Source organism: Collinsella sp. CLA-ER-H2 (assembly GCF_040092405.1).
Lineage (GTDB): Bacteria > Actinomycetota > Coriobacteriia > Coriobacteriales > Coriobacteriaceae > Collinsella.
This window is the reverse complement of sequence record NZ_JBBNLO010000006.1, coordinates 1-11586: the sequence shown is the minus strand read 5'-3', so window position 1 is coordinate 11586 and position 11586 is coordinate 1. Positions and strand designations below refer to the sequence as shown.

The following is an 11586-nucleotide window of genomic DNA, read 5'->3' as shown; positions in this document are numbered from 1 at the left end:
AAATGATTGTAGGCGCACGAATCGACTTTCGCTTGATTCACGGACAGGTGGCAAACCTCTGGTCTAACGCCCGTCAGGTAAGCCGCTTCATGGTAGTTGACGACGAGGTATCGCAAGATGCTACCCAAAAGCAGGTTCTTCGCATGGCTTGCCCGGCAACTGTGAAGTTGTCCGTGCTTCCTGTCGACAAGGCCGCTGCCAACATCACTGCTGGCAAATATGATGCGCAACGTCTCTTTATTGTTGCGAAAAAGCCTGAGGTCTACGTTCGACTTTTGGAACAAGGTGTTAAGCTTGAGCAGCTCATCGTCGGTAATATGACGACAATGGAGCCGGTCAAGAAGCTGTCTCGCAACATTAGTTGCGACCAGGGGGACCTTGATGCATTTGCCAAACTCAAGGCCGATAATCTTCCTATTGTCATTCAGCTGACGCCGCAGGATAACCCAGAGGCTTTCACGCTCTAGTCGAATTAACGCTAGGCCGTGAAGGGGGATGCGCGGTTTATATAAGCGTATTGGTATTGTAGAAACTGTTACACCTTAAATAAGGAGTTAACCATGATTGCTTGGTGGCAGATTCTTCTGTTAACCCTGTATGCGGGTTATCAGATTCTGGATGAGCTGAACTGGTACACCTGTGCCGGCTCAGCCGTCTTCTCTGGTATGATTACCGGTTTGATTATGGGTGACCTACAGACTGGCCTGTTTATCGGCGGCAGCATGCAGCTCACCGTCCTGGGCGTTGGCACCTTTGGCGGCGCCTCTCGTATCGATGCCAACTCTGGCACTCTGGTCGCCACTGCCTTTGCCGTGGGCGCGGGCATGAATCCCGAGACGGCTCTTGCCGCCATCGGCGTACCTGTCGCTGCCATTCTCGTTTACACCGATATCGCCGGTCGTTTCGCCAACACGTTCTTCGGTCACATGTGCGATGCCGATATCGAGAAGATGAACTGGGGCGCCTACAACGTACACTACTTGCTCGGTGCAGTTTCCTGGATGTTGTCCCGCATGATTCCGGTCTTCCTGGCTCTCGCATTTGGCCAGGGCTTGGTCGAGGGCATCACCACCGCCCTTAACGGCGACTTGAAGTGGCTGGGTGACGGTCTGTCTGTTGCTGGCGGTGCCTTGCCCGCCGTTGGCTTCGCCATCCTGCTCCGTTACCTGCCAGTCAAAAAGCACGTCGCCTACCTGCTGCTCGGCTTTGTAATCGCCGCCCTGTTTGGTACGGCCTTCACGAGCATCATTAACCTCAACACCAACATCGTCGCTGTGAACGCCGCGCTTGGTAAGGGCGCCGTGGATATGGTCGGTATGTTCAATAACATGTCGATGCTGGCGATCGCTATTATTGGCTTTGCTCTGTCTTTGCTGTACTACAAGAACAACCAGCGTCCCGTCGCTGCTGCTGGCGCTGCGGAGGGAGACGACGACGATGAGCTCTAATGAGAAACTCGCCAATGGCACCACTGGCTACAAGATTACCAAGGACGACCTTGCGCAGATCAACCGTCGTAACCTGCTTGGTTTCCAGGATGGTTGGAACTACGAGCGCATGCAACACTCTGGTTATCTCTGGATTATCCTGCCCACACTGCGTAAGCTGTACGGCGACGGCACGCCGGAGCTAAAGGAAGCCTGCCGCGCCCAGTGCGCACCGTTCTTCAACACCTCAAACTTCCTCAACACGATCATCACCGGTATCGATTTGGCGATCGAGGAAGAGGAGGGCATTGAGGGCCTCGATGCTGTTGCCGGTCTCAAGACTGGTCTCATGGGACCGCTGGCTTCCATCGGCGATTCCATCTTCGGTTCGCTGCTCCCGACCATTTTCGGCGCCCTGGCTGCCAATATGGCCATGAACGGCAACCCCTTGGGTATCTTCATCTGGGTCGCCGTTAACATTCTTGTTGACTGGTTCCGCTGCAAGCAGACCCACATGGCCTATGAGCAGGGTATGAAGCTCGTCACCACCATGAGCGATCGCCTGAACGCGTTGACCGACGCGGCCTCCGTAATGGGTGTCTTTATGGTCGGTGCTCTGGTCGCAACCAATGTCGGTATCGTTATTGCAGCGAAGCCTGTTATCGGCGGCGTTACCGTTGACTTGCAGAACATCTGCAATATGATTTGCCCCAAGCTGGTTCCTGCCGCACTCGTCGGCTTCGTATACTGGCTCCTCGGAAAGAAGGGCATGACCTCGACGAAGGCCATCTTTATCGTCTTGGTTCTGTCCATTGCCTTGGGTGCATTCGGTATCATTTGCAAGGGCTAAGTACCTAATATTGTCACGGCATTTGAGCCTCAATTGAGACGTGGCGCACACCTCCAAGGCGACTTTATCGCCATATCCCCTGGAGTGTGCGCCTCTTTTGTTTTGTTGGGCACCGCTGTTCATAGGCGGTTATGCAGTCATCGTGTTCGATTAATTCCTTAAGGCTGCCTTGAAGGGAATATAGTGCAATGCCATTTTGGATCGTCCTGTTCATTTGTGTTGTCGTGGCTTATTTCGCTGTGACCGAAGGAGCGAAAAAATACTTCGATATGAAATTGCAGGTATTGTTTAACTTGGGCTTATACCAAGATTGCATAGACCTGCTCGATCGCAAACTTGCGCGTATAGTAATGTCTACGTATAAGCAGTATTACCTGCGTTTCACGATCTATGAAGCTGCTGATATGGACGCATATGCAGATCGAATGCTGGACCACTTGCTGGAGATGTCGTGCAGCGATAAACAACGTCGACAGCTTGCGGTTCGCGCCTTTAATTTCTATATCAAGACGGGTGACCGGAAGCGGGCGGCGTCCATGTTGGAAGAGATGCGCCCCATCGTGTCGAAGGGCATTTTGGCGGACAGTCAATTGACCTACGACATAGTCTTTCGTCGTCGGCATGATAAGATCGATGAGATGGAAGCTATGCTGGATACGAACGACCTTGGGTTACGCGGAAAGCTCTATCTGCTGCTTTCATATCAATATGAGAGCAGCGGGAACAAGGGCGAAGCACTTAGATATCGCAACCTTGAAAAGCAGCTTAGAGACGCTCACAGACCTCCCACGATAAAACAAAATACTCACTAAACTTTAATGATGCAGTGGTCGTAGGAGCCCTTTTGAGGGGTTCTTTGGCTAGAGAAAGCGAACGGTAGAAAGGTAGATAGAATGATTGGATTTGTGCTAACTGGTCACGGTCAGTTTGCAACTGGTTTGAAAAGCGCTGTGGATATGGTTGCCGGCGAACAGCCTAATTTCGAGGTAGTTCCTTTTGCGGGCTCGGAGGCGGTTACTTTTGGTGATGATTTGCGAACCTGCATTGCCGAGATGCGTCAAGCTTGTGATGGCGTATTGGTGTTTGTTGATTTGCTTGGCGGTACTCCGTTCAATCAAGCTATCCCAATGACGACTGAGCTCGATAACGTGACCGTTGTCACCGGAACAAATCTGCCTATGTTGGTGGAGCTCGTTATGACGCGTGCGTTTGGAGATCCAACGCTTGATGAACTTGCCGAACGCGCACGGGTTGTTGGTCGTGAGGGAGTCGATCTCAAGAAACTCGAGATTGCTGACGTTGATGAAGACGATGAGATGTAGTGTCGCTATTAGCCCATTTATGGGACATGTTGATGCATTACCTGAAGGCTGAAGTATTGGTCAATTGCTAATTACGTGGAGAATATCATGACGTGCAAGAGGCACAGGCAACCGCTATACGATCAGCTCGTAGATATTCTGATCGAGAAAATTGATCATGAATATCAGCCAGGTGATTTGATTCCGTCCGAACGTGAACTTGCCGAACGTTACGGGCTATCGCGATCGACTGTCCGACTTGCAATTCAGGAACTTGAGTATCTTGGTCGGATTGTGCGAAAACAAGGTCGCGGTACGTTTGTTGCCGATCGACTAGCCCAAGCAACAAATCTTACCCAATCGTACAGTTTTACTGAACAGATGAAAGCGATGGGCCGGCTGCCAGAAACAACCATCTTAGAGTTCTGTGAAGTGGAAGCAGATAAAACGCTCTCGATGCAAATGGGGATTCGTTTGGGTGAAAAGGTATTAAAGCTCAAACGTTTACGGATGGCAGATGGTATACCTATGATGGTTGAGCGTAGCTATCTTCCAGCAAGGCTCTTTATTTCTCTCAAGCGTCCTTTACTCGAACAAAAGCCCCTTTACGATGTCATTGAGCGGGATTATCAGCAGAAAATTCGAGTAGCGGATGAGGAGTTCTCTGCGGGTATAGCACGTCCATGTGATGCTCGGCTTCTAGGTATTGGTGAAGGTGCGCCAGTTCTGGACATAGTCCGAACTACTCACAACACCCAAAATGATGTTGTCGAGTTCACGCTTTCGGTGGCTCGTGCGGACAAGTTTAAGTACAGGATTTCTCATTATCGAGATACTCTGTGATCGGATACGAGTGCTATCGAAAGAAAAACAGCCTATGACTACTACCCGATTTAACTTTTCAGATTAAGTCTTTATAGATCAGACAATTTAGTAAAGAAAGAGGTATTAGAAATGTTCGAGAAGAGTGTCGAGGAGCTCACCAAGCTCGGCGCCCAGATCACCACGGCCGAGATTGCCCAGCAGCCCGAGCTTTGGCGTGATACGCTCAACATCTATCGTGAGAACAAGGAGGCCATCGAGGCCTTCCTGGCCGAGGCTCGCGCTATGGGCGAGGGCCGTCTGTCCGTTGTCTTCACCGGTGCCGGTACGTCCGACTACGTTGGCGATACCTGCGCCCCGTACCTGCGTCACGCTGGCAACACTGATCTCTACGACTTTAAGCCCATCGCCACGACCGACATCGTGAGCGCCCCGCGCGACTTCCTGCGCGCCGAGGATCCCACGCTCGTGGTTTCCTTTGCCCGCTCCGGCAACAGCCCCGAGAGCCTTGCCGCCGTTGCCGTTGCCAAGGAGCTCGTCCACAACGTCAAGTTCCTCAACATCACCTGCGCTCCCGAGGGCAAGCTCGCCGTCGAGTCTGCCGATGATCCCAACGCGCTGACGCTGCTCATTCCGCGCGCCAACGACAAGGGCTTCGCCATGACCGGTTCTTATTCCTGCATGACCCTGCTCTCCACCCTTATTTTCGACACTGCCTCTGACGAGCAGAAGGCCGAGTGGGTCGAGACCATCGCCAAGATGGGCGAGGAGGTCATCTCCCGTGAGCCCGAGATTGCCGATTACCTGGCTGGCGACTTCAACCGTGTGACCTACCTGGGCTCCGGCTCCTTCGGTGGCCTTGCCCAGGAGAGCCAGCTCAAGATCCTCGAGCTCGCTCACGGTCTGGTCGCTACTTCCTACGACACCTCCATGGGCTATCGTCACGGACCTAAGTCCTTCGTCGACGATAAGACACTCGTCTTCGTGTTCGTCAACAACGACGCCTACACCCGTCAGTACGACATCGACATCCTCAACGAGATTGGTGGCGACGAGATCGCTCAGCACACCATCGCCGTTCAGCAGGAAGGTGCCACCGTCTACGAGGGCGAGTCCTTCACCTTTAAGGGCTACGAGGCGCTTCCCGAGGGCTACCTTGCTCTGCCGTTCGTGATGTTTGCCCAGGCTATCAGCCTGCTCAACTCCGTGCGCGTGGGCAACACGCCCGATACGCCGAGCCCCACCGGCACGGTCAACCGCGTGGTTAAGGGCGTGACGATCCACCCCTTCACCGCTTAATCGCGTCCCACTGTAAGGGCGCCCGTCCGCTCATAACGGCGGGCGGGCGCTTTTTGTTTTACGTGAGCTGGGTATAAGCATCACCACGGTCAACTGCTTTAGAAGCGAGGAGTGCATATGAGCGCGTACGCAATTAAGGCTGACAAGTTCTTCTTGCCGGCAGGCCCGCAACTGGGCGGCTATCTTATGGTCGAAGATGGCGTTTTTGGCGCCTGGCAGGCCGACGGGCCCTCTTGCGAGATTAAGGACTACACGGGATCGTGGATCGCACCGGGTATGGTCGATACTCACATCCATGGCTTCTATAACCACTCAACTACCGATAACGATCCCGAGGGCATCGATATCAGCTCGACCGAGCTCGCCCGTCGCGGTACCACCAGCTGGCTGCCCACGACGTTCACCGATGGCGTCGAGCAGATCAAGGACGCCTGCGCCGCTATCGCTCAGGCGGACGAGGGTCGCGGCCCCGACTTCTGCGGTGCTCGCATTCAGGGCATCTACCTGGAGGGCCCCTTCTTTACCATGAAGCACGTGGGCGCGCAGAACCCCGCTTACCTGATCGATCCCTCCGAGGAGGTCTTCGATCAGTGGCAGGAGGCTGCGGGTGGTCGCATCGTTAAGAGCGCCATGGCGGCCGAGCGCGACGGTGCCGCTGCTTATGCGGCTGCTCTGAACGCCAAGGGTGTGGTGACCAGCATCGGTCACTCCGACGCCACCTACGATGAGTGCATCGCCGCCATCAACGCCGGCGCCAGCTGCTTTACGCATACCTATAACGGCCAGCGCGGCCTGCATCACCGTGAGCCCGGTGTCGTGGGCGCCGCCATGTCCACGCCCGAGACCTACGCCGAGATCATCTGCGACGGCAAGCACGTAAACCCTGCCGCCATCAAGGCGCTGCTGCAGGCCAAGGGCTGGCAGCACACGGTGCTCATTACCGACTGCCTTGGCTGCGGCGGCATGCCCGAGGGCAGCTACACCAGCGGCGGCATGGACGTCATCATGAAGGACAACCTGTGCTGGCTCGCCGACGGCAAGAGCATTGCCGGCTCGGTGCTCACGCTTGCCCAGGGTGTTAAGAACATTGTCGACTGGGGCATTGCCAGCGCCGATATCGCCATTCGCATGGCAACTGAGGTGCCGGCTCGCTCTGCGCACATCGAGGATAAGTGCGGCAGCATCATGCCGGGTCGCGACGCCGACTTTGTCGTGTTCGACCATGAGCTCACTCTCGTCGAGACGTACGTTGGCGGCCAGAGCGTCGGCAACGCCTTTACCGAGTAACGATAGAAAAAGACGGCGGGCCCGAATCTGCTCGGACCCGCCGTATGGGTTAAACGCTCAAAAGTACCTTCACAGTTACAGCTTGTTAGCGATCTTCTTTGCCGTGCGCTTAACGCCGGCCACCAGGCCTCCTGCAGGATGCTCCTTCTCGTATGCTAGGCGCTTCTCGCGCTTGGCGTACTCTTCGACGATGATGTCGCCATACTCGTCTTCGATCTTGTCGAAGAAGTCGACGGCGCCCTTAATTTCCTCAGCGGTCGGGTGTCCCTTTTGGACACCGCCGGTGAGTTTGAACGGCCCCCACGTATCAAAGCCGGGGCAGCCGTAGGCACCCATAAAGATGGCCCGCCTCATGCGGCAGATATCATCGATATCCTTGCCGTACCACTTGTTTTTGCCACCGCAGGTCATAAGGCCAAACACCTTGTCCTGCGGCTGCAGCACGTTAGTGAGCACATGCGCCATGTCCTTGTCGATCTCGGAGTAATAGATGCCCGTGGCAACACCGATTAGATGATATTCGTGCAGGTCGGAATACTCGTTTTTGCCGAGCGTCTTGACGTCGAGGGTATCGATCTCGGGGTGCGCCTCAACGACGGCGTCCACGAGCTTTTTCGTATTGCCGTGATGGCGCGAGGCGTAGAGGATGATGGTTCGCATAAGAAGGCCTTTCAGCTGTAATTGCATCAATGTCTGTATGGTGCCCCGTTGCATGGCTGGGATACCGGGCACATCGATGAGCGTGCGGGTTTTGTCCCTTGGTCAGGGCCGAGACGGGTACTTGCGAGCAAAAAGCAGTTGTTCGAAAGGATGGGCAATGGAATACGCTCTTTCCAACGATTCGATTTCTATTAAGGTTTCCACGGCTGGCGGCTCGTTTACCTCGATTGAGGCTGACGGACGCGAGTATTTGTGGCAGGGTGATCCCGCGGTGTGGTCCGGCCAGGCGCCGGTCTGCTTTCCGATTTGCGGAGGCCTGCGCGATGGTAGCGCCATGACGTTTGCCGGGCATCATGTGAAGCTCGCCCGCCACGGCTTTGCGCGCAAGCAGGAGTGGAAGCTGTTGAGCCAAAACGCAAACGAGCTGGCGATGTGCCTGGCATCTGAGGATAACGCTGCATTGCTGAGCGCTTATCCATATCCGTTTAAGCTCGTCGCCCGCTATACGCTCGAGGACGCTGCCGTGCGTGTCTCCTATGAAGTGACCAACGAGGGCGCCGAGGACATGCCGTTCTTTATCGGTGGACACCCCGGCTTTAGGTGCCCGCTCGACGAGGGCGAGGCCTATACGGACTACGAGTTGCGCTTCGAGAAAGACGAGGCAGCGGAGCTTTGCACCGCCGTACCCTCGACCGGATTGATTGATGTAGCTAACCGCTCCAAGAACCCCATGGTGGGAAAGACGCTGCCCCTATCGCACGAGCTCTTCGATTTCGCGGAGACCATCTTTGACGTGCTCGAGAGCCGTCAGGTCACGCTTTCCAAGAAGGGCGAGGACAAGGGCGTTCGCTTGAGCTTTGAGGGTTTCCCGTATCTCATTGTGTGGAGTAAGCCCGAGGGCGATTTTGTGGCAGTTGAACCCTGGGGCGGTCTTTCGACCTGTTCCGATGAGGATGACGTGCTTGAGCATAAGCGCGGCTGCCTTATCGCCAAGCCCAAAGAAACCATCGTGCGCTCGTTCACAATCGAGATTCTGTAGTCGCATGTAGCCAATTCGTTTTGCAAGGCATAAGGAGCCTGCGAGATAAGGAGCTAAAAATGATCCTCACCGTTACGATGAACCCGTCTGTCGATACGCGCTATCAGCTCGATGAGCTCATTATCGACGACGTCAACCGTGTGACGCCCGAAAAGACCGCCGGCGGCAAGGGCCTCAACGTGGCCCGTGTACTGGGTCAGCTGGGCGACGACGTTGTGGCAACCGGTCTGCTCGGCGGCCACATGGGCGCCTACATGGCCGAGCTCATGGACGCCAACGGTATTAACAACGACTTTGTGCCCATCAAGGGCGAGACCCGTATTTGCCTCAACATCCTCCACGCCGGCAACCAGACCGAGCTGCTCGAGAGCGGCCCGACAATTGCCCCCGAGGAGCTCGATGCCTTTACCGCCAAGTTTACCGAGCTTGCGGGCAAGGCCGACGTCGTCACTATTTCGGGGTCGCTGCCCCGCGGTGTCGAGGCAGACTACTATGCCAAGATCACGGGCATTGCCGAGAACGCCGGCGCCAAGGTGCTGCTCGATACCTCGGGTGCTTCGCTCGAGGCCGCGCTCAAGTCCGAGGTCAAGCCTGAGCTGGTTAAGCCTAACCTGACCGAAATTAACGGCCTTCTGGGCACGAGCTTTACCACCGACGATGTGGACGAGCTCCGTTCCGCGCTCGCCTCTGACGCCCGCTTCTCCGATATCCCCTGGGTCGTCGTGTCCATGGGCGCTGCCGGCTCCGTGGGCTTCCACAATGGCCGTGCGTTCCGCGCCAAGACCCCCGATATCCCCGCCGTTAACGCTACGGGCTCTGGCGATTCGACCATTGCCGGCTTCGCACATGCGATTGCTGCCGGAGCCGATGACGAGACGGTGCTGCGTACCGCCAACACCTGCGGCAAGCTCAATGCCATGGATCCCATGACTGGCCACTTGGTCATGGATCGTTGGGACGAGGTTTACAACGGCGTTGTCGTGACCGAGCTGTAGGAGCTTGTGCTGCGGCCCCGGCATCGGTTGCTAGCTCATGTCGACGACAAGTGCAGCAGCATTATGCCGGGGCGCGACGCCGACACTGTCGTGTTCAATCCCGACCTTACCCTGGTCGAGACGCATGTGGGTGGCAACAGCGTCGGTAACGCGTTTGCCGAGTAGCCGCCAAAGAAACGATCCGAGAGGGGATTTAGATGATTTACGGTGCATTAGGCGATATCGAGGAGTACCGCGGAATGCTCAAGGGCCTCGACGTGCTGATCGACTGGCTCGAGGAGAACGACCCGGCGGAGCTCGAGGTCGGCAGCCATCCGATTCTGGGAGACAAGGTCTTTGCGAACGTCATGGCTCCCACGACGCGTCCCGAGGCCGAGGCTCACTATGAGACGCATCAGCGCTATCACGACCTGCAGATCGACGTCGAGGGTCGCGAGGCCTTTAAGGTTGCCACGGGCAGCCTGACGCTGGTCCAGGAGTTTGACGAGAAGGACGACTACGATCTGGTCGATTCCGACGCTTCGATCGCCGGCGATCTTGCCGACGACAAGTTTGCACTGTTCGTTGCCGGCGAACCTCACATGCCCACGCTCGAGTTCCCGGGCGATGGCGCACAGCCGGTCAAGAAGATCTGCTTTAAGCTGCTTGTCGACGCCTACTGGGAGGAGTAGCGAACTGCTCGGCTGAGCTGTTCGTCTGATGGCGTGATTCCCCTAGGGGAATCACGCTACAACCCCGCCAAGCGTGTTTCCCCAAGGGGAATCACGTTTGGTGGGGTTTTCTGTTTTTGAGTAGGAAGCGGTCGACGCAGCGATGCGTGGGTTGGCGCAAGCGCACTCAAATCGGCAACAAAAAAGCCGCCCGAAGGCGGCTATCTTGTGCAATGGAGCCAGCGACCGGGCTCGAACCGGTGACCCCCGCTTTACGAGAGCGGTGCTCTACCAACTGAGCTACGCTGGCGGCCATGTGGTGACGCAACTGGGACGTCAACGGCTGTCTATGATACGGGACATCGCACATCGGCGCAAGTGCTCTGACGGCTTTTCTCACTTTAAATGCACTAATATTGGAGACGTGATGTCTGCGGCGTCCATTTGGCGCTTGACCTGCTATTGAGCTGGTGGTCGACGTCCCGCTCATATGGGTCTCAAACAGAATGGGGCAGCCATGGCTCAACCCAAGATCCTTCTCACGCGTATCGATGACCGTTTCATTTACGGGCAAGACGTTGAGCTGTGGAACGAAGCCGTGGGCTCCAACCTTGTTTTAATCGTCAACGATGAGATCGCGGCGGACGCTCGCAAGTGGGCCCCTATGAGGGTGGCCACGCCCGATGGCGTCTGGACACGGTTCTTCTCGGTGCAAAAGACCATCGACATTATCCACACCGCGACGTCGCGCCAATGGATTCTGATCATGGTGGCCTCGCCCTCCGATGCGCTCGCGCTGGTTAAGGGCGGTGTGCCAATAAGCAAGATCAGCATCGGCCATATGCAGGCGGGGGAGAGCAAGCGCTCTGCAACGACTGCCGTTGCCGTAGACGATACGGACATCGCCGCCTTCAAAGAGTTGCAAAAGCTTGGCGTAGAGCTAGAAATCCGCTATCTCCCCAGTTCCGCCCCCGACCCCATCGGCAATCTGTTCAACTGATCCCTTGGGGACGGAGGAAAACGGATCATTTTGCCCTTGCGAGGGACGCGCGCGATGCCGTCTGTCAAAAACTATGCCCATTTACTACGTTTGATCGGCTATCGCCGAACATGTCGAATTTGAGAAAAACAAAACCGACGCTCCTATAAGTTGTCAAGAGGCAGTTTGCGGGAGCGTTCTCTCCAATTCGCACAGGAGCTCGTAATACCTCCTCTCCAGTTTCGTCGACCGCCGTTTCCCCCGTTCCAAGTGCCCG

Annotated in this window: 13 protein-coding genes and 1 tRNA gene; 12 read left to right on the top strand and 2 right to left on the bottom strand. The window is 56.0% G+C overall.

From position 1 onward, the window contains the following. The first annotated feature begins 2 nt into the window (after window positions 1–2). The 8 genes from AAAX59_RS02720 (at window position 3) to nagA (ending at window position 6986) form a co-directional block, all read left to right on the top strand. On the top strand, window positions 3–467 hold the full coding sequence (locus tag AAAX59_RS02720) for a PTS sugar transporter subunit IIB (RefSeq protein ID WP_271743206.1): 465 nt from the start codon (window positions 3–5) through the stop codon (window positions 465–467). A 93-nt stretch (window positions 468–560) separates the two neighbouring features. Continuing rightward, a complete protein-coding gene (locus AAAX59_RS02715) occupies window positions 561–1448 on the top strand; it encodes a PTS sugar transporter subunit IIC (RefSeq protein WP_271743207.1) in 888 nt (295 codons plus the stop codon). Beyond that, the gene (locus tag AAAX59_RS02710; RefSeq protein ID WP_349070425.1) at window positions 1438–2277 is read left to right on the top strand and encodes a PTS system mannose/fructose/sorbose family transporter subunit IID; all 840 of its coding nucleotides are present in this window, start codon (window positions 1438–1440) and stop codon (window positions 2275–2277) included. Before AAAX59_RS02715 ends, AAAX59_RS02710 begins: the two co-directional genes overlap by 11 nt. 188 nt (window positions 2278–2465) lie before the next feature. Continuing rightward, window positions 2466–3089, top strand: coding sequence for a hypothetical protein (locus AAAX59_RS02705; protein ID WP_349070423.1), 624 nt, complete (start codon window positions 2466–2468; stop codon window positions 3087–3089). Between the two features lie 81 nt (window positions 3090–3170). Further along, entirely contained in the window at window positions 3171–3599 is a 429-nt protein-coding gene (locus AAAX59_RS02700; RefSeq protein WP_349070422.1) for a PTS sugar transporter subunit IIA, read from the top strand. A gap of 87 nt (window positions 3600–3686) precedes the next feature. Then, window positions 3687–4421: a GntR family transcriptional regulator gene (locus AAAX59_RS02695; protein ID WP_349070420.1), complete on the top strand. Its 735-nt coding sequence runs from the start codon at window positions 3687–3689 to the stop codon at window positions 4419–4421. Between the two features lie 111 nt (window positions 4422–4532). After that, window positions 4533–5699, top strand: a complete 1167-nt coding sequence (gene agaS, locus AAAX59_RS02690; protein WP_349070419.1) for a tagatose-6-phosphate ketose isomerase — start codon at window positions 4533–4535, stop codon at window positions 5697–5699. A 117-nt stretch (window positions 5700–5816) separates the two neighbouring features. Further along, complete coding sequence (gene nagA / locus AAAX59_RS02685; protein ID WP_349070418.1) at window positions 5817–6986, top strand: N-acetylglucosamine-6-phosphate deacetylase; 1170 nt, start codon at window positions 5817–5819, stop codon at window positions 6984–6986. A 75-nt stretch (window positions 6987–7061) separates the two neighbouring features. On the opposite strand, the gene AAAX59_RS02680 is transcribed toward nagA, so the two are convergent. After that, the gene (locus tag AAAX59_RS02680; RefSeq protein WP_349070416.1) at window positions 7062–7646 is read right to left on the bottom strand and encodes a hypothetical protein; all 585 of its coding nucleotides are present in this window, start codon (window positions 7644–7646) and stop codon (window positions 7062–7064) included. 157 nt (window positions 7647–7803) lie between these two features. Here AAAX59_RS02680 and AAAX59_RS02675 point away from each other — a divergent pair, with 157 nt between their 5' ends. The 3 genes from AAAX59_RS02675 to AAAX59_RS02665 all read left to right on the top strand — a co-directional run bounded on the left by AAAX59_RS02675 (window position 7804) and on the right by AAAX59_RS02665 (window position 10351). Continuing rightward, the gene (locus AAAX59_RS02675; protein WP_349070414.1) at window positions 7804–8685 is read left to right on the top strand and encodes an aldose 1-epimerase family protein; all 882 of its coding nucleotides are present in this window, start codon (window positions 7804–7806) and stop codon (window positions 8683–8685) included. Between the two features lie 59 nt (window positions 8686–8744). Continuing rightward, on the top strand, window positions 8745–9680 hold the full coding sequence (locus tag AAAX59_RS02670) for a hexose kinase (RefSeq protein ID WP_349070413.1): 936 nt from the start codon (window positions 8745–8747) through the stop codon (window positions 9678–9680). A gap of 197 nt (window positions 9681–9877) precedes the next feature. Further along, on the top strand, window positions 9878–10351 hold the full coding sequence (locus tag AAAX59_RS02665) for a YhcH/YjgK/YiaL family protein (protein WP_349070411.1): 474 nt from the start codon (window positions 9878–9880) through the stop codon (window positions 10349–10351). 213 nt (window positions 10352–10564) lie between these two features. Here the strand turns inward: AAAX59_RS02665 and AAAX59_RS02660 are convergent. Then, window positions 10565–10640 (bottom strand) — tRNA-Thr (locus tag AAAX59_RS02660). Between the two features lie 207 nt (window positions 10641–10847). On the opposite strand from AAAX59_RS02660, the gene AAAX59_RS02655 reads away from it, so the two are divergent. After that, window positions 10848–11330 carry a PTS sugar transporter subunit IIB gene (locus AAAX59_RS02655; RefSeq protein WP_349070410.1) on the top strand — a complete coding sequence of 161 codons (483 nt, stop codon included), beginning with the start codon at window positions 10848–10850 and terminating at the stop codon, window positions 11328–11330. Window positions 11331–11586: the final 256 nt, after the last annotated feature.